The following is a 26,893-nucleotide window of genomic DNA, read 5'->3' on the forward strand; positions in this document are numbered from 1 at the left end:
AGGTGGAGAGGGCAAGAATCAGGTACCCTCTCCCTTGACGGGAGAGGGCGAGGGTGAGGGTGCCAAAACAAGCACCTCCGGTTTCTCCAAAACAATCTCTTACACCCTCTCTTCAGGGGATGGTTTAAAAACAGTCTATCTGCATCTCAAAGACTCTGACGGGAGGAGGAGTAGTTCCAGTTCTACAATTACCCTGGACATGACCCCTCCCCAAGGGACTCTGTTGATTGACAACGGCAACAAGCTCACACTGGAGTCGGATGCGGATGTCTCAGAGTCGGTCACCACGACAGACAACAGTGGGATTATCGCCTATCTCTTCTCCACAGACTCCACCCCTCCTACTGTTTCTTCCAGCTCCTGGGTGGCGGTCAGTTCCACCAGTTCACTCACCCAAAGCCAGAACACCACACTTGCTTCACCGATGAGGGGCAAAAAGACCCTTTACGTCCATCTCAAAGACAAGGCAAACAACATCCGGACACTCTCGGATGAGATTGAGGTGTTGAGGATTTTGACAACTGGCAACGAAACCGGTTTTGGGCAGTATACCTCTATTGCTGTTGACTCATCGGGAAACCCCTCCATCTCCCTTTACAGGGGTTTAACTAGTGATCTGGGACTGAATTCTAATCCAAACTTTAGTCAAAACGGAAATAACGCCGCTTTTAGCTACACCGGTATTGATGGCATTGGGGATGTCGGTGCCGGGACCTCGATTGCGGTGGATTCCAACAACAAGCTCCATATCGCCTACAGGGATACGACCAATAGTACTCTCAAGTATGCCACCAACAAGAGCGGCTCCTGGGCGACTGAAACCATCGAGGCGGGGGGGGTCTCTCCCTCCATTGCGGTCGATTCCAACGGCACGGTGCATATCTCTCATCAGGCTTCTAGCAAGGTACGGTATGTCACAGGAACAGCGGGGAGTTGGAGTAGTCAGCAGGTTATATCCAATGGTGTCTTTAACCTAACCTCTTCTCTAGCTTTGGATTCCAACAATAAAGTGTATATTACTGCCACTTCGTTTAACACTCCCTTTCAACTTCAATACGCGACAAATAAAACTGGTTCATGGAATGAGGAAACAATTGTCACTGGAGATGCAGTAGGCCCTTCAATTTTGATAGGTCATGATGGAGTTGTTTATGTTCCTTATACTACTCCATCGATGAAATTGGCAAAAAACAGTGGTTCTGGTTGGACGACTTCCACAATTGATACAGTAGCCAGTGGCTTAACCGGCATTGCTATTGATTCCAAAGGATTCCTCCACATCTGTTACTACGACTCCACCAACAAAGACCTCAAATACGCGACCAACCTTACCGGTAGCTGGGTCACGATGACCTTAGATTCAACCGGGGATGTGGGAAATTACTGTGACATCGCGATTGATTCGAATGATAGGTTGCATATCTCTTACTACGATGCGACGAATGGTCGGGCAAAATATGCGACGACGGGGGATTGATGGTTCGTATCCCCTCCCAACCTCCCCTTACTCTAAGGGGAGGGGTTCCAATCCCCCCTCTTAGGGTAAGAGGGGGTGAGGGGGAGATACCGTTACTGAGGGACACAGGAAAAATCACAGGAAAGACCGGCTGAAAAACAGGTGGTCAGGTAACTATTACAAATGACCGCCGGACTGAGATTGCTGGGATTGGCATCATCCTGATACACCATCACCTCATCCATGAGTCCGTTAAAGACATTATCCACTGAACCACCGTCGCCGCCCCATGAACGAGAGGCCCCGATACGGGCCTCAGCAGGGGTGTCCGCACTTTCCGTCAGGGAGAGGGCATTCACCACAGGAATCACCTTCTGCGATTGCCCGTCAATATAAAGCCTGATACTGGAGACATCCACCAAGCGTGAACCGGCATAACTCATCGCAACATGGTGCCAGTTGGTGTCTGTTATCGTCGTCTCCGTCCTGCCCTCAATGTAACGGTTTGCGTTATTCTGGCTCCTTATCATAAAGTCTACCGTGTTGGCAGACCCATTGAGAACACTTTGACCCCCTGAAAGAATGGCAAAATTGTAACCCCGACCTGTCGGGTCTGTCATATCCATCTTGGAGAAAATAGTGTCGTCGTTGGGTGAATCGGCAGAATTACGCCTGACCCAGGACTCAATCATAAAAGAAGAACCAGTATCAAATTTTAGACGAGCCGCATTGCCAAGGTTAATATAGTTACTCCGATCATCAAACGAAAGGGCCGATCCGCTGATACCGGGTGTCCGCAACAGCCCACTGATCAACTGACCATTAATCCCCCTGATCGAATCAATAGCATCCCCAGACCCCTCATTAAAAGACCACCAGCTCACCACAGGCGCCGTCGTCGAAAAAGTGCGGGTGGAGGTGGCGTTGGAATTATCATTTGGAGTGACATTCAAACGAAATTTCTTGTTAACAGAACTAGCTCCAAGTTCATTCACATAATAACCTGTGGTAATTGATCCTAGTTGAGTAGCCTCTGTCCACATTCCAAGACCATCAGCAAAAATCTGATAACTCACTTGATAGGTTGAATCCGGATAGATCATCCTCCCCGCCGGGTCTTTCTCACCCCTCCATGCAAACAGGGCCTTGGTCGGGGGGAGTTTCATCCCCGGGGTGGGGAGGAGGATGATCGGGGAGCGAGGGTCGGGGCATGGTTCGACAAGCTCACCATGTCCGAAAAAGGTTCGACGACAATCCCGGCGAATCTCATCGACGGAGAGGGCGCGGTTGTAGATCGATACTTCATCCAACGCCCCCTTGAAAGAATTGGCCCCAACCCTCCGACCGATCTCCGCCATCCCTGGAACGGTATTCCAACCCTTCTCCTCCTCAGAAATCAGCACCCCGTTCCAATAAATCCTGACCATCTTCCCATCGTAGGTGTAACCCAAAACACCTTGTGTCATTCCGGTCGTCACAGGGGTTGTATCGTTGTTGATACCAACCAAACGCACCGTCGGTGTCGAACAACCGCTCAGGTCAATCCTGTTCATCCCATCATTCACCTCGGAACCGTACCAAAAGGGATTCCGATAGGCTTGGCAATCCCCACCGGCAATAGCCTCATCCCACCGGAACCACAAGAATACCGACCGTGACGAAGCACCGGTCGGAAAACCGTTGCTCGATAACGCCACATAATCACTCGTACCGTTAAACAAGAGCCCTTTGCCGGAAACCCCGCTGACCCATTGCGGCCCGGACAACAACCCGGTGTTCAAACCGGTGCTGTCCCTTGCCCCGGAACCGGAACCTTCCTCAAACCGCCACCAGCTCACAAGATTGTTATCCAAAATAGTCCCAATCCCCACCACCGGAGAAGAGGACAACCCCTGGTAATCAACCGCCTTGACCTCCATCCGGTAATCAGACTTGGCCCCCAAGGTGAGTGGAGTTACCATCTCCCCATAACCGGTCCGCTTGAGTTGACAAACGGAACGGTAATCCCCACCCCCCACCAAACGGTTTTCCGTCAGGTTCGAACAGGTGATCACCTCACCCCCGTTCGACGTCACCGTCACTGTGTAACTCGCAAGGTCTTCATTGCCGTCCGGATCCGATCCGTCCCAGGCGATCGTAAAGTCACCAGGCAAACGATTCCCCTCCAAACGAACATTGGAGATAACAGGAACCTGCGAACTGGTTCTCCTGAATTTTATCGGAACTCTCTCCTCATAAGCATTATGTTTGAGTGAAGAAGATTGGCCAAAAGACGGGTCACCGAAGAATCCTGATCGGCTATCCCCAGCAAACGCTCCACCCCATTACCGATAAGTTTGACCGAAACCGCTTCCAGACCGGAAGGGTCATCCAGTTCCCAAATAAAGGAGGCAGGGCCGTTGATCTCCTGATCTTTCTGCAAATCCAACCGGACACGACTGGGCCCTTTGGTATCTTCGTTATTAAAGGCAGAAAAGGTGAAGGTGGTTTCCCCCACAAGACCGTACTTGTCTTTGACACGAACCTTAAAGGCCATCGTCCCGACCAAATCCCCCACCACAAACCGGTCCGTCTCAATCAACAAAATCATCTGTTTCTTCTTCAAAATCTCGTCTGTTGGTGTCAAAACATGAATTCCATAGCTCGGGGAGACAACCAACATCTCTTTAATATCGAAAGGGAACGGCTTGTCCCCATCGATAACAGCCCTTATCAAAACTTCCGCATCCCCGGTCAAAGAATCAAAAAAGGTGGAACCGGGCTTGGGCAGGGAAACAGAGTTGTTTGTCAGAATATCCCCGCGCGTGGCGGAAAGAGAGGGACCCCCCTGGGGGATTGAATTCTTGGAATAAAGGTCACTCTTGTAAACATACTCCGCCAAATTCCCAAAACCATCCCCATCCAGGTCCAAACCGGGGGTCCCCTCGTAAACCGCCTCCCAGTTGGCCTCATCTCCCAAATAAGAAACATTCATCTCCTCCCCAACCGCCGTGAGATTCCTTCGCACCAAATGCTCCAGTTCTACCGTTTCCTTTGGTGAAATATCCCCCTCATAAATCACCGTGACATCAAAGGTGGATCCGGTCGGAACCGTCACCGTCCCCCGAAAACTGTTCGTCTCCGGATCCAGCTCCATCTCGTGCCGCTCCTCCGGATCGGTAGAAACAACCGCATAAGCCTTTAACGGAATCCCCAAATCCAACAACGCCTGCGGAATGGCCGACTCAAACCCGGAATCACCGGAAGAACAGCTGATGAGGGAGAGGAAGAGGAAAAGGGGTATTAAGGAATAGAGGGTCTTTTTCATCGTGAATTCCCAAAAACCGGTGAATCAATAGTGATATCGGTGCCATCCCCGCCACCCCCACTCCCCGCCACCGCAAAACCGATCCCCATCCCAAGACCAGCCATCAAAACACCGCTCGCAATCCAGAAGATCGGCTTCTTGTAAAATGGTTTCCTTTCAGTGGTTCTTAACGCCAAAGGAGCTGGTATCGGCTCGGAGCGTTGTGGCCTCGCCGACGAGTCAAGGCGAGCCTGATCGATCATGGTATTGGTGCGAGCCTCTTCGTAGGTCTTGATCATCCGGGGAGGGTAGAGCTTCGGGTCCGGACGGTAGCTCGGGTCCAACTGGACCACCTTCTCCAACCCCGTCACGGCAGACCTCCTGCGACCATCCGCCAGGTCAATCATCGCCATGAGAAGGGAGGCCTCAATAAATTGATCTCTGACCACTCCTTCCAGTTTCATGGAGGAAACAAGGGCCATCGCCTTCTCCGACTTCACCCGCGCCTTGGTCCATTCCATCTGGTAATAATGGTTCCGGGCCTCATGAATAAGCGTCGCTAAATCGCCGGATTCTGTGGGGATTGCAGGCCCAGCAAAAAGGGTAGGGGGGAAGAGGAGGGTCAGGACAAGCGGAATCAGGAGAAATCTGGAGAAAAAACCAAACCTTTTGCCGTCCATGGTCACCCTCACCCCGACCCTCTCCCATCCAGGGAGAGGGGGGTTTTTCTGAGGCTCCCCCGCGCCAAACTGGTTAGTTTATCGGTCACCATTTGTCAATGTTGCTATAATTATCGGCCTCCCCCTCACCCTGACCCTCTCCCCAAGAGGGAGAGGGAGGGATGACGGGAACCGTTTAATGCTTTAATCCTCCCCACGGTGTGTCAACGGATCGTTCCACTTTTCCCGTAGCAACTTTGCCCGGGGGGAGACATTCCGCCGTCTTCTTTTCTGACAGCCCGCCCAAACCCGGAATGGAAAGGGCTGTCTTCTCTTCCGTCTGGCTCTTGGTGGAGACCTTGTCATCCTTCAAAAGAAGGCACTGGTCCTTGCCGTAGTACCAGGTGGCGTAGTTCCCCTCGTGCTGTTCTACCTTGCTGGGGCCGGATTCCATTGCCTTGACCACTTCCTGCGAGGTCATGCCGGGATAGACCAGGGCAAATTTTGAACCGGCACAGGCTCCGAGGCTCGCCGCCGTCAGCAGGACCGTCAGGATCTTCTTGATTCTTTCTTTTTCCTTCTTGTTGACCGGCTTATTCATCGGATTCTCCTTTTTTCCCCTCACCCAACCCCCTCCCGAGATGGGAGAGGGAAGGGAGAGCCAGGGAGTTCGTTTTTTACTTGGCTACGATGACATCACCATTAATGACGGTATCACCGTTGTTGTTATTGCCATTGATGATTGTCACGCTGTTGTTATTGTTGCTGTTGGTCGTACTATTATCAATGACAGTGTTATTAGAATTGATATTGGTATTATTATTGGAATTGATGGTGTTGTTGAAATTGCTGTTATTGTTTCCAGTATTGAACGTGATCTTGTCACGCCCCGCAGAACCGTCAGCATCAGATACAGAATTGGATTTCTCGCTATCGTCTTCTGATCCACAATTGCTCCCCTTCATGGAGAGATCGAAACAACTTCCGGATAGGGAACAACTGACCTTTTCGCCACAGAGGGTGCCGTCGATATTGCCTTCGATTGAACAAGCGGTGGCAGAGGCATCAACCTTGAAATCATAGGTTAGCTCCCCTTCACAGGTCCCGCTGATCTTGAGGGAGGCTGTCTCCGTAATGACAATCGCCACGTTATTGCTCGGCCCCTTGATCGTTCCCTGCTGGCCGACGGTTCCGGTCAGAAAGAACCCGGATTCGTCGACGTCGCTGGTGGACGCAGAATCGGCCATGGCACAACCGTCAAAGGTGATTGACTCATCCAGAGAAAGATCGACTGAATCTGCCCCCGCCTGCCCTTTGAGACTGCCGGTCGCCTTTGCCGATCCTTTCTGACAAGGAATGGTTTCGGAGGCGGTCTCATCGACCGTTGTCGTTGCCGTTTGAAGCGCCTGAAAGGCAGATGTGGATTGGCTTCCTTGAGAGGAGGTGGCACTAAAGAGTGCTGAAGTCACTCCCTTAACCGCCTTACCACTGACTGAACCGGATGATACCTGTTCGTTTTCCTCACCCCCACCACCGCAGGCGGCTAAACTCGACGCCGCTAGCAGGACCATCAGGATCTTTTTGATTCTTTCTTTTTCCTTCTTATTCATCTTCTTCATTGGGTTCTCCTTTTTTCCCCTCACCCAACCCTCTCCCGAGATGGGAGAGGGAATGGGAGCAGGTAAAAACTACTTTTTGCTATCGTCATCATCGTCGTCTTTTTTGTCTTTGGCTTTATCCTTGGCGTTCTCATCATCTTCCTCCCCAAACGTATCCTCAGAGAGGGATGGGTTGCCGCAGTTCCCGCTGACCTCAGAGTTAACCCTCTCCCCGCAGATGGTTCCCGAAACAGTGCCGGTACTGGTGCAAACTTTGTCCGAACCTTTTAAAGTCACCTCAAACTGCAAAGAGCCTTCACAGGCACCGCTGATCCTGATGTTACCGGTCTGGCTCACGCTAAAATAAGGATTTTCTTCCGAACCATTCACCTTAGCTTTTTCACCGATCGTGCCATCCAGGACAAATGTGGATTCGTCAACGTCCTTGGTAGAGGTCATGTTGGCCGGTGCACATTTGTTGAGAACAACATCACTCACGACGTCCAGATTGACACTGGTGACCTCTTCCGATTGATCGTCCGTGGTGACCGAACCTTTCACGGACTGACTAACATCCGCAGATCCGGAGGAGCAGGGGAGGACCACCTTCTCGCTCTGATCAAAGTTAGTCGTTAAGGCTTGCAGTTGAATATCCCCAGATGCCGAGTTCTGCATCACCACTGCCATAACCCCTTTGGCCGCCTTGACAGTCTCCTTGGAAGGACCATCACCTCCGCCGCAGGCGGCTAAACTTGATGCCGTCAGCAGGACCATCAGGATCTTTTTGATCTTTGTTTTTTCCTTCTTGTTCGTCTTCTTCATTGGGTTCTCCTTTTTTCCTTCCAGCGATCGCTCCCCTCGTGCCGGTTGGTGGTTTTTAAATTTTGGCAGGTGTCTTTGTTCCCATCGCAAGGGGGAGCCCCGCTTTGGGAACTGACCGGATTTTGGTCAACGACACCTGCCATGGTATTCTCTATAGCAACCGGCGTGCCAAGTGCCGGGGAGCCATTAAATGCATCGTAGGGGCGTATGGCCGTGTGCCCCTACTTAAAAACGGTTCGAAAATCGAACCACGGTACGAAAATCGAACCGTTCACCAAACCTTTCAAAACCAGTTTTGTGCTCAGGAGAGGCTTGGCACGCCTCTTGCTAAAGGAAGACTTGTGACGATTTTAAAAACAACAACGGGAGCTCTGAAAAAGAGACCCAAAATAAAAAGGAGGAAGTGAGATGAAGAGACAAGTCATAGGGACACTAGCTGTGACCCTGTTAACAGTAGGGATAGGAGGGACAGGCTGGAGTCAGACCAACATCAGCCCTTCTGCCAGCCTTAATCCCTCTGCTAACGTTAGCCCTTCCGCCAGCCTCAATCCTACTGCCAACATTAATCCTTCCCTTAGCGCCAGTGCCTCCGCCGGTAGTATTAACCCTTCCCTCAATTTTGGTTGGTCCTCCACTGAGGCGAATCAACAGGCTGGCCATCACAACATTACGCAGACAGGGAAAGGCTCTGCCGGCCGGGACAAATACGAAATGGGAGACAATTCCCGAGTCAGCAATTCGAATAATATCCGCACTGACTCGAATAACACGACCAATACTGATTCCAATAATCGTTTCACCGATTACAGCATGAAAAATAGTGGCAATGACAGCCGACAGTGGAACGACAACGGTGTCCATATTGACAACAGGGATTTCAGCAACAACGCGAATCTGAGCGACAACCGTATTGATAACAGAAATTTCAGCGACAACCGTCAATGGAGTGCCGCGAATAGTTTTAATACGACAGATAGCCACAACTTCACTGATAATCGAACCCTGTACATGACAGGTCCGAACGCCGCTGACGGCCGAGGCACGAACAGTAACATGAACGACGTTCGAAACAGGAACATGAATAACAGTGGTCAGGGAGGACAAGCGGAAGGGTGGAATTGGTAAATTCAATGAGAAACCAACAAACAGAAAAGGAGAAGACTCAAATGAAAAAGACAATAAAAGGGTGCTTCACCCAAGGCGCACTGGCTGTCGCCCTGTTAACAGCCGGGATCGGAAGTCAAGCATGGGGATGGGGTTTCGATGTCAGTGCCTCCTCTAGTGAAGCGAACCGACAGGGTGGGGCCGGGAACATACAGCAGACCGGTAGAAATTCTGCCGGTAGAGACAAATACGAAATGGGAGATAATGGTACAGTCAGTAACTCCAACAACACCAATACTAACTCTAATAACAAGATAAACACTAATTCCAATAACCGTTTCTACGATAATAGCGTCAAAGATAGCAACAACGATAACCGGCAGTGGAACGACAGCCGTTCCTACAGCGACAGTCGAGACTTGAGCGATAATAGAAACTTGAGCGACAACCGGATCGATGGCCGGAATTTGAGCGACAACCGTGTCGATGCCCGTCAAGTACATACGACAGACAGCCATAACTACACGGATGGTCGCAGTATGATTGATGCACGTCAGACGCATGATACCAAGTACATGGATATCAAGGCCGGCGATAATTCCGCCATCGTTGCCGGGAACTATGCGCCGAGCCTCGGTGTTGGAAAAATCGAGATGGGTAATTTCTCCGGTTCCAATAACCAGATCAACAACTCCCTCTCCGGCTATTTCGGGGTGGGAAATGTCATCAACAGCAACAACGTACCGGCAAGTAAATAATCCATGGAGAGAACTGTCATGAAAACAAAACGGAACAAAATCCTGAAAAAAGCGGTCCCTCTCCTGGCCCTCGGGTTGGTGCTGGGTCTACCGCTTACGACCGAGGCGGCCTGTCTGAGGGACTGCGCCCAAGATAACGCCCAAGACAGCGGAAGAGCGGGGAATTCCTACTCCGGCTACGGGACGAACAGTTACCGGGACCGCAGTCCTACCTTCGGCGACAACAACACCGCCATTCTCGGCGATGTGAACATCCATGTCGGGCATGACAATGTAACGATCGGCGGTTTTGGCGGCAATGCCACCGGCAACTTTGTGGACACCTCCATCAATTCGACCATTATCATGGGGAATTTGAAACAATGAAAAATAGCCACCCCCTGCATTTAGCGGTTCTTTTGCTTGTTTCTCTGGAGCTTTGCCTGGTGTCAACGGCGATGGCGGCGCAACAGACAGAGCAGGGTCCGTCGCTAGCGGCCGTGATCAATGATATGCGGATGAAACAACAGGCGGAGGAGCGAAACTCCGTGGTCCGGGTCATCCAACCAATGATGACCCCGCAGAGAGACGTTTGTTCCCCGATTCAACAGGCCCGACAGCGGCTTCGCGATTTGGCAACAAAAGACAAAAAGTCAGTAGGGAATCTTAATGTGGAGGCAGGGCATGGGGAGGTGAAGGTCGATGGGAACAGTGGGACCGTGAATAACAGTGTCAACGTACAGGTGGTGAACCCTAATGAGAAAAATTGCCTATAGCAAAAAACATTTGAGCGGAGGACTGGTCCCCCTCGCCACCCGTTCGCTCCTAGCGATCTTCTTGCTGATCGGCTCATTTGATCTGTCCCACGCCGCCGGTCTCTCCAAATCCGGACCGAAGTCCCGTGTGGCCGTCTCCGAATTCGGCGCGACCGACCGGTTTGCGGCGGCGTACGGCGGTTGGAACATCGGCGGGGGGTTGGCGGCCCAGCTCGTCACCTCCTTAATAGACTCCGGCCAGGTGCTGGTTGTTGAGAGGGCGATCCTCTCCAAGGTGCTGATCGAACAGGAGTTGGGGCAAAACCGGCTTTCTTCGCCGATGACCCAAACCCCTGCCGGCCAGCTTTTGGGGGTGGATTACCTGATCGTCGGCCAGGTTACCGAATTTGAAGAGCGCCAGATGGGGGGCGGCGCGGCGCTCTCGATCATGAAATCGTTTGGCCCCCGGATCAGCGGCGATGCGGTGGCGGCCCATGTCGGGATCGACCTCCGGGTGGTGGATACCCGGACCGGTGAGATCCTCCATTCCCACCGGGCGCAGGGGAGGGCCTGGGAAAAGGCGGTCGGAACCAAGATTGACTACAAGTTCATTGAATTCGGCGGCGAGTTCTTCCACAAGACACCGCTCGGCAAGGCGACACGCCGGGCGATTGATGACGCGCTGGACTTCATCCTCAAGATCATCGGCAAGAGGACGGAGGAGTTCCAGTGGCTGGCCCGTGTCATCGACGGGGACGGAAACAACGTCTATTTGGATGCCGGCCGGACCGCCAACATCGAACCGGGCGACCGGTTTGTGGTCAGCGCCGTGCAAAAGGTGCTGACCGACCCGGAAACCAACGAGGTGCTCGGGCTTGTTGAGCAAAAACTGGGGCTTGTTGAGGCGGTCGAGGTGGAAACGAAATACACCCGGGCGGTCGTTCTTGGGAATTTCAGGCCGAGAATCGGCAACCTGGTCCGGTTTGCCCACGAAAAAAAGAGCGCGATGAACGGTTCCCCTTCAAGCTACAAGATCATGGAGGACTAAAAAAATGGGCGAGACAGTCGTTTTTGGGCAACATCAAAAGATGGTTCCACCGTTAAAACTGGTGGTCGTTCCTGGCCGGTCAATGGGGTCGGGTGAAGCACCCTTGGGTGGAACACCCCTGGAGTTTCTGGTCTTCTTCGGCCGACAGAGTTACGGCCGCGGACCGGACAACGAGATCATCCTCGACCACCCGACCGTCTCCAAGAGGCATGGGGTGATCGACTATCACAAGGAAGGGGAGGTGATCTTTTACGACCTCTCCTCACTCAACGGGATTTCTTTTAACGGAAAAAAGAAACCGGTTGTTTCGATCAAAAAGGGGCAGTCCATCCAGGTGGGGGGGATTTATTTAAAACTGGTGGGGGGGGATGATCATTACGGGGCGCGGCCGGCAACGCCCCTCCGATGGATGAAATCAAAAAAACAATGGATCGCCGTAACGGCCGTAATTTCTCTGATGAGTGGGTTCTCGTTTTTGGCCTGGTCTCAAATGGAAACAAGGAAGGAAAACTCGGCCCCGTTGGCGGAATTTGTGACGCCGGGGGCCTCCGCACTCCCCCTCACCCGTCCGCCAGAGCTAGCGCTCCCCCTCTCCCCGACCCTCCCCCTCCCACAGGGACTTCCTTCGGTCGCAAAGGGGGAGGGAAGTAAGGTACGAAGCTATCCGAAGCAGAGAATGGTTTCGATCCTGCCGCGGGAATCTCAGAGGAGGTATCGATGATGGTTCGACAGGCTCACCATGTCCAAAAAACCCTGATCCTCGCCTTCTGTCTCTTATTCACAGGCTGTGCCTCGATGGGGCGTTCGCCGCTCCAGACCGCCGTTGCCGATGAGATGCTGGAGGCCAAAAAGATGATCCGGGTGGGGCAGTATCGGGAGGCGGTCGACCAATTGAACATGATTCTCCAGATGAACCCCAATGACGAACAGGCCTACTTCCTGCGCGGCGTCGCCCACCAGAGTCTCGAAGAGTTTCCTGCCGCTGTCCAGGACTATGAAACGGTGATCAAGAAAAATCCAAGGTCGGCCAAGACGTATTACAACCTCGGGATGATCTACGCCCATAAACTGGATGACCCACAGCGGGCCCTTGTCAATCTGGACCGATTTCTTTCACTGGAACCGAACCACCCTCAGGCGGGGGATACCGCCAGTTTGATGATGACCCTTGACGAAAGGGGGCAGGAAACAAGCCCCGAAGAATCTCAATTGAAAGAACACCTCTCTCGCTTGTCCTCAACGGAAAACTTTTTGGAACGGCGCGGGAAACTGGCCCCCCTGATGCAACTTTACCCCGACTCGGCCGTCTTGCACTATTTGATGGGACAAACCTACGAACGGGAGGGGAGGAACGACGAGGCGATCCGCTACTACCAATCGGCCCTTGAGCTCCGGCCCACTGACGCCAACACCCAACAGGCGCTTGGAAATCTCCTGATCTATGAGGGAAAAAACGCGGAGGGACAGGGGCACCTCATGAAGGCCAAGTTGTTTGAAACTCCCTCTAGCAAAGGGTAATTCGTTCGATGAAGCTCCATCCAAAACAAAGAGAAAAAATGTCGGATATGTTTCTAGATCTCTCGAAGGTTTTGTTTGGTTCGTTTGTCCTAGGGCCTTTTCTCACTTCTGCGGGGAAAGAATACAATTACGCACTTGTTTCTGCGGGGGTTCTATGCTCCACTATACTATGGTTGGGTGGTATTGTGCTTGCGAAACCCAGCGGAGGTTAAGTCGATGATCATCCCTACAGCAATCGCAGTCTTTCTGGCAATTGTAGCCATAACCGTTGTTATCTGGGACCGGCAGACCACCAAAAAACACCACTAGTACTTTTCTTATTTCCCTTGCACTGCCAGCCGGGAATTGCTAGAACAGGGCCACTTTGAAGAAATCGATCGGCTTCATCCTCGTTTTGTCCGGCGTTCTGCTCTTCCTCCGTTGTGGCAGTGCCTCCGATCCCCTTTTGCCCAATGCCTCGGCGGAAACGGAGGGTCAGGATGAGGCGGCCCCGACCGATCCCCTCCAGACGGCCTCGTTTGCCGTCACCAACCCCAAGGCGATCGGCGCCAATGCCGGAACGACCTGTGACGGTTGCACACTAACACCGCCAACCGGTTTTACCTTGGCTGAATGTGTCTTTTCCGTGGGGTTGACCGATTCCAGTCCGAGCACAACACGACGCACCTCGGTCGACGGCAATGGCAAGGTCACCTGTCAGGTAACGACCGTCGATTCCCTGGGGAGGAACAAGGTGGTGGGATGTGCCCCCTCCTTCATGATCGTTTGTGCACGCTGACGACTCTTGGTTTTGATTGACTTCTTCCCCAAAATTGAATAAAAATTGCGTAATGTCCAAGCGGATCGCCGCGTTGTCCCTTTTTCTTTCACTCCAACTGGTTCCCCTTTCGGCAATCGCCTTTGGCACCAGCGACGGTGTCTCGGCGGCGGCGCAGATCTTCTTTCCTGTGGTGGACGAAAGCCGGTACTTAAGCATTTACAGCTCCCAAAACCTGCAACAGTGGCAGTGGCGAACGGGGGCGGTCCTGCATTATTCGAGAAATCCCCTGGCCCTCGGGAGCGCCGGCGGAAGCACCGGCAAGGTGATCTCGGATGTCCTCTGGATGAATGCCTACGGTTCCATCGGATTTTTTGACTGGTTGCAGATGGGTTTGGACTTTCCGGTGGCCCTTTATGAAAAATTCTACGACCCCAACGTGGCCAGCCCTTCCGGCAAGGCAACAACCCGGATGGGGGATGTCCGGATGGAGTTCAAATTCCGCCTCGTGGATATCGACCAGCATAACGTCGGTATTTCCCTCATGCCGTATGGCACCTTCCCGACCGGCGATGGCGGCAAGTTTACCGGCAACAACAGCTTTACCGGCGGGATCAAACTGATCACCGATGTGGATATTCTGGATCGGGCGCAGATCGCGATCAATCTGGGATACCTGGCCCGCAAAAATTTCAGCGTCCCGGGCCGGGCGATCCGGATCGATGACCTGTTCACCTACGGGCTCGGGGCCAACGTCAAGATCACCGACTGGATGGAGGTCATTGCCGAAGGGTACGGTTCCACCGTCATCCCGGATGCCTTCGACACCTCTATCGTCCGTGAACTCCCCCTGGAGGCGGATGGAGGCCTCCGTTTTTTTCCGACCGAAACCCTTTCAGCCACCATCGCCGGGGGGGCCGGGTTGACGATCGGTTACGGTTCTCCTGATTTCAGGATCATTGCCAGTGTCGCCTATACCCGTCCTCGCCGTATTGAACTCCCGCCGCCGCCACCACCGGAGCCGGAAACACTTGCCTACATCGAAAAGAAAAAGATCGTCATCACCAAGCGGGTCCATTTTGAATTCGATAAATCGATCATCCGGCCAGTTTCCTTCCCGATCCTCCAGGCGGTGGCCGATATTTTGTCGCAGAACCCGAACGTCCTGAAGGTAAGGATCGAAGGACATACCGACTGGATCGGTTCGGATGCCTACAACCAGAAACTCTCGCAGAACAGGGCCAATGCCGTGAAGAAATGGCTGGTCGATCATCGGATCGCCGCGAGCCGTCTGGAGGCGGTTGGCTACGGAGAGAAACAACCGATCGCTGAAAACAGCACCGCCATCGGCCGGGCCAAGAACCGGCGTGTTGCTTTTACTATTCTTGAGCAGGAGACGAGAGTGCCCGCCTTTTTGACTCCGGCCGATGCGGCACCGACCGAAACGCCGATCTCGGCCCCTCCCAAGAATCACAAAAACTACAAGGTTCAATAGCTAAAAAAGCCATGTCGGAGAGTCTGGCCACCCCTGTGAGGTACCTGAAAGGGGTTGGGCCCCAGGTTGCTGAACTTTTAGGCCGTAAGGGGATCCAGACGATCGGAGACCTCCTTTTCCACATCCCTTACCGCTACCTCGACCGGAGAAAACTCTCCTCCATCCGGGAGTTGATGCCGGGAAAAGACAGGACGGTGGTCGCTGAAATCTTGACCTGCGGGATCGCCTTCGCCGGCCGGCGGCGAAAAAAAATATTCGAGATGATCCTGTCGGATGGCACCGGCCGGATTTCGGCCAAATGGTTTCACTTCCCCAGTTTTATGCTGGCCCAATTCAAGAAAAAGATGTGGGTCCTGCTTTCCGGGGAAGCAACCGTCTATAACAAGGAGGCCCAGTTCATCCATCCGGAACTGCAGATCCTTGACGCGGAAGAAGCGCCCTTTGCGGAAGCCCCGGGGATTATCCCGCTCTACCCGTTGACGGAAGGGATCGGCCAGAGGGCCATCCGGAGGATCGTCCTGGCCGCACTCGAAAAATCCCGGTCTTCCCTCACAGAAACACTCCCCGCAGGCCTGAGGGAGAAAGAGAGACTGCTCCCCTTAAACGAGGCGCTGGAATGGATCCATAACCCCTCTCCCAACGAAGATATCCGGGCCCTCAATGAATTCCGATCCAGGGCCCATGAGCGACTCATCTTTGAGGAATTCTTCTTCGTGGAATTGGGGATAGCCCTGAAGAAGAGGGGGGTGAAGGAGGAACAGGGGGTTTCTTTCAAGGTGGAGGGGGTCTTTCTCTCCGATTTTTTAAAAAACCTTCCGTTCTCGCTGACCGGCGCCCAAAAAAAGGTTTTGCAGGAGATTGCGAAAGATATGTCAGGGCCGCAACCGATGAACCGATTGGTTCAGGGGGATGTCGGCTCCGGGAAAACGGTGGTTGCCTTGACAGCCTCTGTCATTGCGATGCAAAACGGTTTTCAAACCGCCTTGATGGCACCCACCGAGATCCTGGCTGAACAACATTACCTGACGGGCCGGGTTCTCCTTTCAGGGATCGGTCCTGGACCGCAACTCCTGACCAGCGGGACTCCAAAAACGGTGCGACAGGAGCTTTTGGCAAAGATAAAAAATGGTGAGGCCCCTCTGATCATCGGGACCCATGCCCTCCTGGAAGGAGAGGTCGTTTTCAAAAATCTGGGGCTGGTCTTGATCGATGAACAACATCGGTTTGGTGTCCTTCAACGATCTCTTTTGAGAAGGAAAGGGATTTCTTCAACAGGGCTCTCGCCAGACATCATCGTGATGACCGCCACGCCGATCCCCCGGACACTCTCGATGACCCTTTACGGCGACCTGGATGTTTCGATCATTGACGAACTTCCCGCCGGACGGAAGCCGGTTCCGACAAGGGTGGTCGGGGAACGGGCCCGGGAAAAAGTCTATGACGTCATCCGCCGCTGTCTCGAACGGGGAGAGCAGGCCTATATTGTTTATCCTTTAGTCGAGGAGAGCGAAAAACTGGACCTCAAAGATGCGACACGGATGGCCGAAGAATTGAAAAAGAGATTTCCCCAAAATCCGGTCGGGCTCCTTCACGGGAGGCTTTCACCGGACGAAAAGGCCGAGGTGATGTACTCCTTTAAGAAAAAAAGGATCGGACTGCTCGTCGCCACCACCGTGATCGAGGTCGGGATTGACGTCCCCAATGCCACACTGATGATCGTTGAGCATGCCGAACGGTTCGGGCTGGCCCAACTCCACCAGCTCCGGGGGAGGGTGGGGCGGGGGGAGAAAAATTCGCTCTGTCTTTTGATGGTCGGCGGCGTCAGGTCAGACGAGGCCAAGAGAAGACTCGCCGTGATGGAGGAGACCAACGACGGATTTCGAATCGCGGAGGAGGATCTGGCGATCCGTGGACCGGGGGAATTTCTGGGGACACGGCAATCCGGACTCCCCGACTTTCATATCGCCAACCTGATCCGCGACCTGCCGATTCTCTCGGTCGCCCGCAAAGAGGCGTTCCGGCTTGTCGAGGAAGATCCCTCCCTCCAAAAGGAGGAACACCGGCCTCTCAAACAAGTGGTCCGGGAGAGGTGGCAGGGAAAATTGGAATTGGCCGAGGTGGCGTAGATCTTTGTTTACAACAAGGTGTTTTTCTTATTAAAAAGACCGAATGGAGTTCCCCCGAGTCCAACAACTCCCCCCCTACCTTTTGGGGGTTGTCACCCAGATGATGACCGAGGCCCGGAAGAAGGGACAAGATATCATCAATCTGGGGATGGGAAACCCCGATCTGCCGACACCGCCGGTCATTGTGGGCAAGCTGATCGAAGCGGCCTCCAAACCGAAAAATCACCGTTATTCGATCTCCCGCGGTATCCCCAAGCTCCGGATGGCGATCTGCAACTGGTATAAGAAAAACTACAACGTCGAACTGGATCCGGAGTGCGAGGCGATTGCGACGATCGGCGCCAAGGAGGGGTATTCGCACCTGATGCTCGCCATCACACAACCGGGAGATGTTGTTCTGGTGCCGAACCCGACCTACCCGATCCATACCTATGCCTGTGTCATCGCCGGGGCCACGGTGCAGGGGGTGCCGATTGATACCCAGACCGATTTTTTTCAAAATCTGGAGCAGGCGATTAAAAAGGCACCGGCCCGTCCCAAATTCCTCCTCCTCTCATTCCCTTCAAACCCCACAACACAGGTCGTGGATATGACCTTCTTCGAGAAAATAATCGACTTTGCCAAAGAGAACAATCTTCTGGTGATCCATGATTTTGCCTATGCCGACCTTGTCTTTGACGGCTACCGGGCCCCCTCCATCCTCCAGGTCCCCGGGGCCCGGAAGGTGGCGGTGGAGATCTATTCCCTCTCCAAGAGCTACAGCATGCCGGGCTGGCGCGTCGGTTTTTGCGTCGGCAACAAGGAAGTGATCGCCGCATTGACCCGCTTGAAAAGTTATCTGGATTATGGGATGTTCGCCCCGATCCAGATTGCCGCCACCGTCGCACTGAATGGATCGGACAACGTGGTAAAGGAAATCGTGGAGATCTACCGCCGGCGGCGGGATGTCCTGTGCGAGGGACTCGAAAGAATCGGTTGGGAGATCCCCAAACCATGGGGGACGATGTTTGTCTGGGGAAAGATCCCGGAGGGTTTTCGGAAATCCGGTTCCCTTGAATTTTCAAAGTTGTTGTTAAAGGAAGGCTTGGTGGCTGTTTCGCCCGGTGTCGGTTTTGGGGAGCATGGCGAGGGGTTTGTGCGGTTTGCCCTCGTGGAAAACGAAAAAAGAATCCGGCAGGCGGTGCAGGGAATAAAAAAGGTGCTTTCATGAAAAAAGAATTTAAAATTGGTTTGCTCGGCTGTGGATCGGTAGGGACGGAGGTCGTTCGTCTCTTGAGCCAAAAAAAGAAGCTCCTGGAGGCCCGGTCCGGCCTTCAGTTCACCTTAAAGAAAATTGCCGTCCGGGATCTCAAAAAGAAACGCCCCTCCTTTGTGGACCAAAAACTCCTGACAACCAGGCCGGAGGATGTTGTGGGTGATCCGGAGATTGACATCGTGGTCGAACTGATGGGAGGCCTCGAGACACCCGAGCCGCTGGTTCTCCAGGCGATCCGGAACGGAAAATCGGTGGTGACCGGAAACAAGGCGCTCCTCGCGGAACGGGGTCTTGTTCTTTTCCAGGAGGCACGGGAAAAAAGGGTGCCGATCGGCTTTGAGGCGAGCGTGGCGGGAGGGATTCCGCTCCTGCAGGCGGTTTCCCAAGGGTTGATCGCCAATGAGATCGAAGCCAGCTACGGGATTATCAACGGCACCTCCAATTACATCCTTTCCGCAATGGCCGATCATAATCTCTCCTTTGAAACGGCCCTTAAAGAGGCCCAAGGCCGTGGGTTTGCCGAGGCCGATCCGGGGCTGGATATCGACGGAACCGATGCGGCCCACAAACTCTCCATCCTGGCGACACTCTGTTACGGAACTGCTTTTCCATTCCGTCAGGTTTATATCGAAGGGATCCGCAAGATCACCCCCTTTGAAATAGAGATGGCCAAACGATTCGCCTACCGGATCAAGTTACTCGCCATTTCCAGGAAGAGTGCTGGCGGGATCCAACTGCGTGTCCATCCCACGATGATCCCCGAAATTCACCCCTTGGCCTCTGTTTCCGGGGGATTTAACGCGATCACCCTGATTGGGGATGCGGTGGGGGAAACGATGTTCTACGGCCTCGGGGCCGGGGGGCGACCGACCGCCTCAGCGGTTGTCAGCGATATTGTCTCCGTGGCCCGCGGGATGCCTCTCCCTGTCTCCTTCAAAAAAGAGGTCTCGATCGAATCGATCGACGACCTCCGCTCGGAATATTACCTCCGTTTCACCGCGGTGGACAAGCCGGGGGTCCTCTCCCGGATCGCCGGCATCCTTGGCGCCAACGAAATCAGCATCGCCACCGTCTACCAGCATGAGCAGGATACCGGCTCCAAGGTGCCGATCGTCATCATGACCCACGAATGCCGTGAAAAAAATCTGAAAAAGGCGCTCGTGGAGATCGATAAACTCGATGCCGTAGCCGAACCGACCCTGCTGGTCCATGTCGACAAATTGAAAGGTCACTAGAAAATGCACCCCGGGTTGATCCGCCGCTATCGAAAACAGCTACCGGTCTCGGAAGAGGCGATTGTCACCCTCCTGGAGGGAAACACCCCGCTCCTTCCCGCCCCACGACTGGCCAGACAACTCCTTCCAGGACTTCAAGTTTTCCTTAAGCTAGAAGGGCTAAACCCGACAGGATCATTCAAAGATCGCGGGATGACTTATGCCGTCTCCAAGGCGATGGAGCAAGGGGCGCAAGGGATCATCTGTGCCTCCACCGGAAACACCTCCGCCTCGGCCGCCGCTTTTGCCGCACGGGCCGGCATCAAGGCCATTGTGGTGATCCCTGAAGGGAAGATCGCCTTGGGAAAACTCTCTCAGGCCCTCGTCCATGGGGCCAAGGTCTTTGGGATCCGCGGCAATTTTGATGAGGCGTTGACCCTCGTCAAAGAGGTCTCCCGAGAAAGGGGGCTTGTCCTGGTCAATTCGATCAATCCGTACCGGCTGGAGGGGCAAAAAACTGCCGCCTTCGAGGTATGCGACACCCTTGGCAAGGCCCCGGATTATCATCTCCTCCCGGTGGGTAATGCCGGCAACATCAGCGCCTATTGGAAGGGGTACCAGGAATATTTTGAGGAGGGAATTATCACCGGAAAACCAAAAATGATCGGCTTTCAGGCCAGCGGCGCCGCGCCGATTGTCCGCGGAAAGATCGTGGCCAGGCCGGAAACAATCGCCACCGCCATACGAATCGGCAATCCGGCCAATTGGCAAAAGGCGCTGAAGGCACGAGATGAATCCGGGGGACTGATCGATACGGTCACCGATGCCGAAATCCTGAAGGCCTATCGGATGGTCGCCTCGCTCGAGGGGTATTTTTGTGAACCGGCCTCCGCCGCCGGTATCGCCGGATTTTTCAAACTCGGCAAAAAAGGATTTTTTAAAAAAGGGGAGACGGTTGTCATGACCCTCACCGGTCACGGACTCAAGGATCCCGACATTGCCATCAAGAGTTCCAGCAAGGTCGTCGTCATCAGACCGGATGTCAGAGAGATTTTGAAGAGGCTTGACAGCTGAGAGCCGATAATGGATAGGAAGGCCGTTTATGGATAGAAACCTTGCCCTGGAAGCGGTTCGTGCCACAGAGGCGGCCGCCATTTCCTCCGCCCGCGTGATGGGGCGGGGAGATAATCATCTGGCCGACCAGGCGGCCGTCAATGCGATGCGGAATTCCCTCAATTCAATCCCTTTTTCCGGTACCGTTGTGATCGGGGAAGGGGAGAGGGACGAGGCGCCGATGCTCTACATCGGCGAGAAGGTCGGCACCGGGGAGGGGGGGGTTAAAGTGGATATCGCCCTTGACCCTCTTGAAGGAACAACACTCACCGCCCACGGGCAACCGAACGCCCTTTCGGTCATCGCGATGGCAGACGAGGGGTGCTTTCTCCATGCCCCGGATACCTACATGGACAAGATTGCCGTTGGTCCGCGGGCCAAGGGGGTCATTGACATCACCCAGTCCCCCACCTGGAACCTGAAGCAACTCGCCAAGGCAAAACAATGTGGGTTCTCCGACCTGACCGCCATCATCCTGGACCGGCCCCGTCATGAAAACCTGATTCAGGAAGTCCGGCGGTCCGGGGCACGCATCCGTTTGATCACCGATGGCGACGTCTCCGCCGCCATCTCCACCTGCTGGAAGGAGACCGGGATCGATGTCCTCTTCGGCATCGGCGGCGCCCCCGAAGGGGTTATCGCGGCGGCCGCCCTCCGCTGTGTCGGCGGTGACATGCAAGGGGTCCTGAAGCCTCGCAACCAGAACGAGATTGACCGGGCCAAAAAAATGGGGGTTGCGGATATTAACAAGGTCTACACCCTTGAGGAATTGGCGAAGGGGGACGTCATGTTTGCGGCGACAGGGGTCACCAACGGTGATTTTCTCAAAGGGGTCCGTTTCTTTGGCGGCGGGGCCACAACCCACTCTGTGGTGATGCGTTCCAAGACGGGGACAGTCCGCTACATGGAAGTAATCCACCACTTTGACCGAAAACCGCAATTCTACAAAGACTGATCATTTACCCCATGCCTGAAATCTCCTCCTCCGTTGAAATTAAGGCCTCCCCAAAAATTGTTTACGGGATCGTGACTGATTTTGAGAAATACCCTGAGTTCCTCCCAGAAACAAAGTCTGTTGAAATTAAAAAAGAGGGGCGAAGTCCCCAGGTCCGTTTTCAAATCCAGGTCATCAAGACCATCTCCTATCTCCTTCAATTCAACCTCAAACCCCTGACAGACGTCTGCTGGAAACTGGTCGAGGGGGATATTTTCAAGAGAAATAGCGGCTTCTGGAAGTTTGAAGAGGTCAAAAAAGGGGTGACGAAGGCAACCTATTCCATCGATGTCGATTTTGGCGTCCTTGTCCCACGCATGATCACCCATATGCTCGTCGGGAAAAGCCTGCCGCAGATGCTCGAACGGTTCAAGAAGAGGGCTGAAAAACTTTAAGACTTAAGTCATGGTCAACATCCATTTCAGTGAAGAGACCGCCCATATTGAAGAACCCTCCATCCGGCTGGTCTCCCTCAAAGAAAACAGCAACAGACTCACCACGGAAACCCTAAAACTGGAAATCCGGGAACCCTCCGGGAAAAACAGGCAGGTCCTGATGGACCACTCCCCGTTCCGGATCGGCAAGGGAGATCACAATGATGTCATGATTGACGATCCGTACGTTTCCGACCAGCATTGCAAGATCCGGTTGGTGGAAAAAGGCTGGCTCCTCAAGGATATGGCGAGCACCAATGGGACTTACCTGAACGGCAAAAAGGTCGAAGAGGGCTTTGTCGAATCTGGCGACAAATTACAGGTGGGGCAGTCTGAAATTTGTCTTCAGGTTGTCAAAAAAGAGGAGACTGTCCTGCCGGAAAAAGAAGAAGAGTTTTGCGGCCTGATCGGAGGGAGTGAAAAGATGCGCCAGTTGTACGCCTTGCTCCGGCGAGTGGGCCCGGCCGATGCGAGTGTCCTGATCCAGGGAGAGACCGGGTCAGGGAAAGAACTGGTCGCCAGGGGGATTCATCAGTTGAGCCCGTTTGCGGGAGGACCATTCGTGGCGATCAACTGTGGGGCCATTTCTCCGGAATTGATTGAGTCTGAACTGTTCGGCCATGAAAAAGGGGCCTTCACCGGCGCCGTGGCCAGCCGGAAGGGGGCCTTCGAAGCGGCAGAAAAGGGGACACTTTTTTTAGATGAAGTCGGCGAACTCCCCTTGAGACTCCAGCCCAAACTCCTGCGGGTTCTGGAACAAAAAGCGGTAAAAAGAGTCGGGGGGAATCAGGAGATCCCTGTTTCCACCCGCGTCATCGCCGCAACCCACAAAAACCTCAAGACCGAGGTCAAGAAAGGAAATTTCCGGGAGGACCTTTTTTTCCGTCTCCACATCGTCCCTCTTTTCATCCCTTCCTTGAGGGAACGACGGGAAGATATCCCGCTGTTGACCGACCACTTTCTCAAAGAGTTGGGCCATTCCAAAATCCGGATCTCGGAAAAAGCGAAGTTAAAACTTTCCAACTACGACTGGCCCGGAAATGTCCGTGAGCTCAAACATCTCCTGACCCGCGCCTGTCTGCTCGCCAAGGGTGGTCCACCCAGGGGTGAGTCACCCAAGGGTGGTTCACCCAGGGGCGATTCGTCGAAGGGGAACCGTATTGAGGAAGAAGATCTCCAGTTTTCCGATGGGGAGTCTGCGGCAGGTCCAACGTCACTGGAATCTGCAGAAAAGGAGACCATCCTCAGCAAGTTAAACCAGTCCGGCTGGAACAAGACCCAAACGGCGCAGGCGTTGGGGATCGCCAAGTCCACCCTTTTCAAAAAAATCCGGGAATATAATCTCAAGCCTTAATTAACGCCCGGCCCGTTCGGATCATACAATTTGGCCTTGAGAAGGTGGATTTCACCCGCTTTCCCGTCCCTCTTTTTGACAAACAGGTTGCCAAGACTCCGGTGGCAAGGGGCGCAGGTCGGCTGAATCTCAAGCGCCGATTGGTAGTAACGAACCGCCTCCGATTCGTTCCCCTCAATTTCGAAGGTTTGTCCAATCATATAATAAAGGATAGAGGCCTCGGGATAATCCTTGAGCAGTGCTGTGAAATGCCGGCGTCGTTCGGCTATCTCTTCAATCTGTAATCCCTCAGTCACAGCCATTTGAATCTCAGAATCTTCAAAATAGTTTTTTGCAGAATCCAAAGAACAGATAATCTTGGCAACGGAAAAAGCCTCTTCATGCTGTGGCGCCAGAGAGAGAAATTGATCCAAATGACGGATCGCCGAGGAGGGTTCGTTTAACCGGAAGGCATAGATCATTCCCAGGTTGTAATGCGCCTTCTGGGCCGCAGGATTTCTCTTCAAAACAGCCTCATAATCCTGAATAGCAAGATCTGGTTTTTCGAGCTTTTGATAGGCACGGGCACGGGCTAAAAGGGCTTGCTCGTTTTTTGGATCCATTTCCAGAAGGGTAGAAATTTCATCGACGGCTTGGCGGTAATTCCCAGCCTGAATGAGCCGCTCAGCCTCTTCTAAATCATCCGAATAGGCACGACTAAAAAAAGCCGGCCTCGAAGAGATGGCACAGGCTGTCAAACCAGCAAGGGTTATCAACCCAAAGACAAAAATAAGGGCGCGAAGTTTTTTCATATCATCTCCATTGGGCCAATAATCCTTCCGCTTGAGCCCGAAGGGGGGAATCAGACGGACTGATTTTTATTACCATCTCCAAAAGTTCTTCCGCGCGTGTGGGGTAAATCGCACGCGTCATCACCGCTTCCTCAAAAAGACGGGAGGGGTGATTCACCTGAGCTTGATCTTGCCGGGGCGATTCGCCCAGGTCGGACCGGTCTTCGCCCTCAGTTGTTGTTCTCAAGTCTTGTGAAGAATTAACCGAGGAACGGATAGTCTTTTTGGGGAGTCTTCCTTGCATGAGGGGCATGGGGGAGAGCTGTTTTACCGCCTCTTCCGTCACAAATTCCGAAAGAGGTGGAGGTGCTGGTGTTTTTAAATGATTTTTAACAATAAAAACAAGGGAACCGGCCAGAAGAACGATTGAAAGGAATAATCGGTATCTTCTCATAAGTATCCATTGAGAAGAAATTTTTTCCCCCAGCCGAGAAACAAAGTGGGCTCGCCTCGCTGAAGCTACGTCAAAACGGGTCTTCTCATCATCAACCAATACCAGCTTGAGAAAAACCGATCCCACCTGGATAATCTGTCCCTTTTTGATCTGAACCACTTCGTTCATGACTACTCCATCACCTTGTACCCGACAAGGGCGGGAGATTCCATACGGGCCTGGGTCTCCGAACTCTGTTTGTCAAACCGGATGATATCGCCGATCGCCGGACGGAAATTCCCCAGCGCTCTTGCCTTGGTATACTTCAATTCGACATTGACCGCCTCCACCAGACCGACCGGGTGTTCCACAAGACCCAAGATTTCGTTCGTTTCCGGATCGGTCAGGACCTTTTCCACGGAACTGACCCGGAAACGGTCCCCGGACTGGATACTGGAGCGTCGGCCGGCGTCAAAATAGATGTTGGAACCGTCGATCTCAATAACACGCGCGAGCCACGAAAGATCTTCCGTCCGCCGCTCAATGACCTCCATCACAAAACCGATGGCATCGGCAATCGCTCGACGGGTCGCCTTGCCGAGAGGGGTTTTATGAAAAACCTCACCCCCAAACTCGATAAATTTGTAATCGATCTTGGTCCCGAAGGACTTTTCCCAGGCCCGCCCCTGGGAACGGTGGGAATGGAGGATTTCTCCCGTTCGCGTATCAACAACCCGAAGATCCATGCCAACATGAGCGGCCACGGCATCCCCCGATATTTTTGGACCAAAACTCTTCATGATACCAAATCCCGCACCGCCCCCCATTTGTCGTTCCTCAAATTCGGTCACTTCACCGACAATCAGGTAATCGACCCCCAGCAATTGGCCGGCCGGGGTCTGCGTAAAAGGGGAAGAAAGTTTGGCCTGCCCCAGTTCCTGCTCGATCAATACCTTGGAAAGGATTGCCCGCTCGACAACAACCAGTCTTCCGGTGTCGATCAGGTTGGTGACCAGTTGGGCCGCCAAACCCCCGCCGATATTCCAGCCGCCGTAGACAGAGGCAAAACGATCCGTTGTCCCAAACTGGGCGACGGCGACGCGCGCCTTGGGACCGGTCTTGGGCAGGTTGGCTCCACTCGCCGAAGAGCAGAATCCAAGAATCAAAATAGACGCCAGAATGTTATAAGCAGTTTTTTTCATTGGGATTCACAATTTGTACGTTGACGCTGTTGTTCACAACGCCATCATTGCTATCAATCGCCACATCGCCGTGGCCGGCTGTCACATCCACGCTTCCAACCTTTTTATTCTGATCATTATCTGGCAGATCCCTCAGCCTCTGGCGCGCCTGCTGGATAGGAGAACAGACATTTTCCATCTGCAAGGGAACCGGTTGTATAATCCGGAGCGGTTTTTCTTCCTGCTCCTGCTTTTGCCTCATAGCCATGAGGGCATCCAGTTGCGAAGGGGCCTTCTCGGGCGGGGGAACCGCCAGAGCCGTAAAAACAGGCTGAATCAAAAAGACGGAGACAAAAACGAGGGGATAAAATTTCTTCATTGTTTCATGTTCCCCAAGATAATGTTGGAATGAACGGAGGTATCGATGTAATTACCGTTGGAGCCTCCGCCAAAACCGCTGATTTCGACTCTCTCATGGCCAACCCGGATGTTCACATCTCCCAAAACCGCCGTATTGTTGTCGCCGAAATTGTGGCTATTCTGGCGACCCTCTTGCGCCCCTTCCGAAAAAAGAGTTGTTCTTGGGTGAATCACCCTTCCCCTATCTGAAGAACAGTTTCCGTCACGACACTGCGCCTTGACTTCTTCGGGGGCTACCCCAACGGCCGAGAGGGTCGCAATCATCAAGAGGATTCGTTTCACTTTTTGTTTTTTGCCGGACATTGTTTTCTCCTTGGGTGGTACACCCTTAAAGCCCCTTTAAGACCCGGGCGGCCTCAAAACC

The 26,893-nt window shown here is 53.4% G+C and carries 29 protein-coding genes; 17 read left to right on the top strand and 12 right to left on the bottom strand.

Annotated elements, in window-relative coordinates; translation table 11 throughout:
- A partial coding sequence (locus HYS22_00005; GenBank protein MBI1908544.1) for a hypothetical protein occupies positions 1-1,477 on the top strand: 1,477 nt, incomplete at its 5' end.
- Positions 1,478-1,569: 92 nt separating this feature from the next.
- Here the strand turns inward: HYS22_00005 and HYS22_00010 are convergent.
- The 7 genes from HYS22_00010 to HYS22_00040 form a co-directional block, all read right to left on the bottom strand.
- Complete coding sequence (locus HYS22_00010) at positions 1,570-3,609, bottom strand: LamG domain-containing protein (protein ID MBI1908545.1); 2,040 nt, start codon at positions 3,607-3,609, stop codon at positions 1,570-1,572.
- A gap of 62 nt (positions 3,610-3,671) precedes the next feature.
- On the bottom strand, positions 3,672-4,763 hold the full coding sequence (locus HYS22_00015) for a hypothetical protein (GenBank protein ID MBI1908546.1): 1,092 nt from the start codon (positions 4,761-4,763) through the stop codon (positions 3,672-3,674).
- On the bottom strand, positions 4,760-5,422 hold the full coding sequence (locus tag HYS22_00020) for a hypothetical protein (GenBank protein ID MBI1908547.1): 663 nt from the start codon (positions 5,420-5,422) through the stop codon (positions 4,760-4,762). The genes HYS22_00015 and HYS22_00020 overlap by 4 nt, the downstream gene beginning before the upstream one ends.
- A 175-nt stretch (positions 5,423-5,597) precedes the next feature.
- Complete coding sequence (locus tag HYS22_00025; GenBank protein MBI1908548.1) at positions 5,598-6,002, bottom strand: hypothetical protein; 405 nt, start codon at positions 6,000-6,002, stop codon at positions 5,598-5,600.
- Positions 6,003-6,078: 76 nt separating this feature from the next.
- Complete coding sequence (locus HYS22_00030; protein ID MBI1908549.1) at positions 6,079-7,020, bottom strand: hypothetical protein; 942 nt, start codon at positions 7,018-7,020, stop codon at positions 6,079-6,081.
- Positions 7,021-7,089: 69 nt separating this feature from the next.
- Positions 7,090-7,821 (bottom strand): hypothetical protein, encoded by a 732-nt coding sequence (locus HYS22_00035; GenBank protein MBI1908550.1) that lies wholly within the window; start codon positions 7,819-7,821, stop codon positions 7,090-7,092.
- On the bottom strand, positions 7,818-7,964 hold the full coding sequence (locus tag HYS22_00040; protein MBI1908551.1) for a hypothetical protein: 147 nt from the start codon (positions 7,962-7,964) through the stop codon (positions 7,818-7,820). Before HYS22_00040 ends, HYS22_00035 begins: the two co-directional genes overlap by 4 nt.
- Positions 7,965-8,229: 265 nt before the next feature.
- Here HYS22_00040 and HYS22_00045 point away from each other — a divergent pair, with 265 nt between their 5' ends.
- The 16 genes from HYS22_00045 (at position 8,230) to HYS22_00120 (ending at position 23,725) form a co-directional block, all read left to right on the top strand.
- Positions 8,230-8,946: a hypothetical protein gene (locus HYS22_00045; GenBank protein MBI1908552.1), complete on the top strand. Its 717-nt coding sequence runs from the start codon at positions 8,230-8,232 to the stop codon at positions 8,944-8,946.
- Positions 8,947-8,987: 41 nt separating this feature from the next.
- Positions 8,988-9,683 (top strand): hypothetical protein, encoded by a 696-nt coding sequence (locus tag HYS22_00050; GenBank protein ID MBI1908553.1) that lies wholly within the window; start codon positions 8,988-8,990, stop codon positions 9,681-9,683.
- An 18-nt stretch (positions 9,684-9,701) separates the two neighbouring features.
- Entirely contained in the window at positions 9,702-10,049 is a 348-nt protein-coding gene (locus HYS22_00055; GenBank protein ID MBI1908554.1) for a hypothetical protein, read from the top strand.
- On the top strand, positions 10,046-10,438 hold the full coding sequence (locus HYS22_00060) for a hypothetical protein (protein MBI1908555.1): 393 nt from the start codon (positions 10,046-10,048) through the stop codon (positions 10,436-10,438). Before HYS22_00055 ends, HYS22_00060 begins: the two co-directional genes overlap by 4 nt.
- Complete coding sequence (locus tag HYS22_00065; protein MBI1908556.1) at positions 10,419-11,465, top strand: hypothetical protein; 1,047 nt, start codon at positions 10,419-10,421, stop codon at positions 11,463-11,465. Before HYS22_00060 ends, HYS22_00065 begins: the two co-directional genes overlap by 20 nt.
- 4 nt (positions 11,466-11,469) lie before the next feature.
- Positions 11,470-12,186 (top strand): FHA domain-containing protein, encoded by a 717-nt coding sequence (locus HYS22_00070; protein ID MBI1908557.1) that lies wholly within the window; start codon positions 11,470-11,472, stop codon positions 12,184-12,186.
- Positions 12,183-12,983, top strand: coding sequence for a tetratricopeptide repeat protein (locus HYS22_00075; GenBank protein ID MBI1908558.1), 801 nt, complete (start codon positions 12,183-12,185; stop codon positions 12,981-12,983). Before HYS22_00070 ends, HYS22_00075 begins: the two co-directional genes overlap by 4 nt.
- 364 nt (positions 12,984-13,347) lie before the next feature.
- On the top strand, positions 13,348-13,761 hold the full coding sequence (locus tag HYS22_00080) for a hypothetical protein (protein MBI1908559.1): 414 nt from the start codon (positions 13,348-13,350) through the stop codon (positions 13,759-13,761).
- A 52-nt stretch (positions 13,762-13,813) separates the two neighbouring features.
- The gene (locus HYS22_00085; GenBank protein MBI1908560.1) at positions 13,814-15,235 is read left to right on the top strand and encodes an OmpA family protein; all 1,422 of its coding nucleotides are present in this window, start codon (positions 13,814-13,816) and stop codon (positions 15,233-15,235) included.
- Positions 15,236-15,246: 11 nt separating this feature from the next.
- Positions 15,247-17,361 carry an ATP-dependent DNA helicase RecG gene (gene recG / locus HYS22_00090; protein MBI1908561.1) on the top strand — a complete coding sequence of 705 codons (2,115 nt, stop codon included), beginning with the start codon at positions 15,247-15,249 and terminating at the stop codon, positions 17,359-17,361.
- Between the two features lie 43 nt (positions 17,362-17,404).
- Positions 17,405-18,571, top strand: a complete 1,167-nt coding sequence (locus HYS22_00095) for an aminotransferase class I/II-fold pyridoxal phosphate-dependent enzyme (GenBank protein ID MBI1908562.1) — start codon at positions 17,405-17,407, stop codon at positions 18,569-18,571.
- The gene (locus tag HYS22_00100; GenBank protein MBI1908563.1) at positions 18,568-19,851 is read left to right on the top strand and encodes a homoserine dehydrogenase; all 1,284 of its coding nucleotides are present in this window, start codon (positions 18,568-18,570) and stop codon (positions 19,849-19,851) included. Before HYS22_00095 ends, HYS22_00100 begins: the two co-directional genes overlap by 4 nt.
- 3 nt (positions 19,852-19,854) lie before the next feature.
- On the top strand, positions 19,855-20,904 hold the full coding sequence (locus HYS22_00105; protein MBI1908564.1) for a threonine synthase: 1,050 nt from the start codon (positions 19,855-19,857) through the stop codon (positions 20,902-20,904).
- Between the two features lie 28 nt (positions 20,905-20,932).
- The gene (gene glpX, locus HYS22_00110) at positions 20,933-21,898 is read left to right on the top strand and encodes a class II fructose-bisphosphatase (protein MBI1908565.1); all 966 of its coding nucleotides are present in this window, start codon (positions 20,933-20,935) and stop codon (positions 21,896-21,898) included.
- Positions 21,899-21,909: 11 nt separating this feature from the next.
- Positions 21,910-22,332 carry an SRPBCC family protein gene (locus tag HYS22_00115; GenBank protein ID MBI1908566.1) on the top strand — a complete coding sequence of 141 codons (423 nt, stop codon included), beginning with the start codon at positions 21,910-21,912 and terminating at the stop codon, positions 22,330-22,332.
- A 10-nt stretch (positions 22,333-22,342) separates the two neighbouring features.
- Positions 22,343-23,725: a sigma 54-interacting transcriptional regulator gene (locus tag HYS22_00120; GenBank protein MBI1908567.1), complete on the top strand. Its 1,383-nt coding sequence runs from the start codon at positions 22,343-22,345 to the stop codon at positions 23,723-23,725.
- Here the strand turns inward: HYS22_00120 and HYS22_00125 are convergent.
- From HYS22_00125 to HYS22_00145, 5 genes are read right to left on the bottom strand one after another with little or no spacing between them, the layout of a single operon-like run.
- Positions 23,722-24,516, bottom strand: coding sequence for a tetratricopeptide repeat protein (locus HYS22_00125; protein ID MBI1908568.1), 795 nt, complete (start codon positions 24,514-24,516; stop codon positions 23,722-23,724). The genes HYS22_00120 and HYS22_00125 overlap by 4 nt on opposite strands.
- 1 nt (position 24,517) lies before the next feature.
- On the bottom strand, positions 24,518-25,117 hold the full coding sequence (locus tag HYS22_00130; protein MBI1908569.1) for a hypothetical protein: 600 nt from the start codon (positions 25,115-25,117) through the stop codon (positions 24,518-24,520).
- Between the two features lie 2 nt (positions 25,118-25,119).
- On the bottom strand, positions 25,120-26,130 hold the full coding sequence (locus tag HYS22_00135; GenBank protein ID MBI1908570.1) for a hypothetical protein: 1,011 nt from the start codon (positions 26,128-26,130) through the stop codon (positions 25,120-25,122).
- A complete protein-coding gene (locus HYS22_00140) occupies positions 26,111-26,488 on the bottom strand; it encodes a hypothetical protein (GenBank protein MBI1908571.1) in 378 nt (125 codons plus the stop codon). The genes HYS22_00135 and HYS22_00140 overlap by 20 nt, the downstream gene beginning before the upstream one ends.
- A complete protein-coding gene (locus HYS22_00145; GenBank protein ID MBI1908572.1) occupies positions 26,485-26,832 on the bottom strand; it encodes a hypothetical protein in 348 nt (115 codons plus the stop codon). The genes HYS22_00140 and HYS22_00145 overlap by 4 nt, the downstream gene beginning before the upstream one ends.
- Between the last annotated feature and the right edge of the window lie 61 nt (positions 26,833-26,893).

It is taken from the genome of Deltaproteobacteria bacterium, assembly GCA_016177765.1.
Taxonomy (GTDB): Bacteria; UBA10199; UBA10199; order JACPAL01; family JACOUP01; genus JACOUP01.

Bases quoted from the DNA above. Each gene is read 5' to 3' on its own strand.
- HYS22_00035 (MBI1908550.1), bottom strand. From the start codon at position 7,821: ATGAAGAAGACGAACAAGAAGGAAAAAACAAAGATCAAAAAGATCCTG.
- HYS22_00050 (MBI1908553.1), top strand. From the start codon at position 8,988: ATGAAAAAGACAATAAAAGGGTGCTTCACCCAAGGCGCACTGGCTGTC.
- HYS22_00100 (MBI1908563.1), top strand. From the start codon at position 18,568: ATGAAAAAAGAATTTAAAATTGGTTTGCTCGGCTGTGGATCGGTAGGG.
- HYS22_00115 (MBI1908566.1), top strand. From the start codon at position 21,910: ATGCCTGAAATCTCCTCCTCCGTTGAAATTAAGGCCTCCCCAAAAATT.
- HYS22_00060 (MBI1908555.1), top strand. From the start codon at position 10,046: ATGAAAAATAGCCACCCCCTGCATTTAGCGGTTCTTTTGCTTGTTTCT.
- HYS22_00095 (MBI1908562.1), top strand. From the start codon at position 17,405: ATGGAGTTCCCCCGAGTCCAACAACTCCCCCCCTACCTTTTGGGGGTT.
- HYS22_00015 (MBI1908546.1), bottom strand. From the start codon at position 4,763: ATGAAAAAGACCCTCTATTCCTTAATACCCCTTTTCCTCTTCCTCTCC.
- HYS22_00125 (MBI1908568.1), bottom strand. From the start codon at position 24,516: ATGAAAAAACTTCGCGCCCTTATTTTTGTCTTTGGGTTGATAACCCTT.
- glpX (MBI1908565.1), top strand. From the start codon at position 20,933: ATGGATAGAAACCTTGCCCTGGAAGCGGTTCGTGCCACAGAGGCGGCC.
- HYS22_00075 (MBI1908558.1), top strand. From the start codon at position 12,183: ATGATGGTTCGACAGGCTCACCATGTCCAAAAAACCCTGATCCTCGCC.
- recG (MBI1908561.1), top strand. From the start codon at position 15,247: ATGTCGGAGAGTCTGGCCACCCCTGTGAGGTACCTGAAAGGGGTTGGG.
- HYS22_00065 (MBI1908556.1), top strand. From the start codon at position 10,419: ATGAGAAAAATTGCCTATAGCAAAAAACATTTGAGCGGAGGACTGGTC.
- HYS22_00105 (MBI1908564.1), top strand. From the start codon at position 19,855: ATGCACCCCGGGTTGATCCGCCGCTATCGAAAACAGCTACCGGTCTCG.
- HYS22_00140 (MBI1908571.1), bottom strand. From the start codon at position 26,488: ATGAAGAAATTTTATCCCCTCGTTTTTGTCTCCGTCTTTTTGATTCAG.
- HYS22_00120 (MBI1908567.1), top strand. From the start codon at position 22,343: ATGGTCAACATCCATTTCAGTGAAGAGACCGCCCATATTGAAGAACCC.
- HYS22_00025 (MBI1908548.1), bottom strand. From the start codon at position 6,002: ATGAATAAGCCGGTCAACAAGAAGGAAAAAGAAAGAATCAAGAAGATC.
- HYS22_00085 (MBI1908560.1), top strand. From the start codon at position 13,814: ATGTCCAAGCGGATCGCCGCGTTGTCCCTTTTTCTTTCACTCCAACTG.
- HYS22_00045 (MBI1908552.1), top strand. From the start codon at position 8,230: ATGAAGAGACAAGTCATAGGGACACTAGCTGTGACCCTGTTAACAGTA.
- HYS22_00055 (MBI1908554.1), top strand. From the start codon at position 9,702: ATGAAAACAAAACGGAACAAAATCCTGAAAAAAGCGGTCCCTCTCCTG.
- HYS22_00145 (MBI1908572.1), bottom strand. From the start codon at position 26,832: ATGTCCGGCAAAAAACAAAAAGTGAAACGAATCCTCTTGATGATTGCG.
- HYS22_00135 (MBI1908570.1), bottom strand. From the start codon at position 26,130: ATGAAAAAAACTGCTTATAACATTCTGGCGTCTATTTTGATTCTTGGA.
- HYS22_00130 (MBI1908569.1), bottom strand. From the start codon at position 25,117: ATGAACGAAGTGGTTCAGATCAAAAAGGGACAGATTATCCAGGTGGGA.
- HYS22_00030 (MBI1908549.1), bottom strand. From the start codon at position 7,020: ATGAAGAAGATGAATAAGAAGGAAAAAGAAAGAATCAAAAAGATCCTG.
- HYS22_00040 (MBI1908551.1), bottom strand. From the start codon at position 7,964: ATGGCAGGTGTCGTTGACCAAAATCCGGTCAGTTCCCAAAGCGGGGCT.
- HYS22_00070 (MBI1908557.1), top strand. From the start codon at position 11,470: ATGGGCGAGACAGTCGTTTTTGGGCAACATCAAAAGATGGTTCCACCG.
- HYS22_00020 (MBI1908547.1), bottom strand. From the start codon at position 5,422: ATGGACGGCAAAAGGTTTGGTTTTTTCTCCAGATTTCTCCTGATTCCG.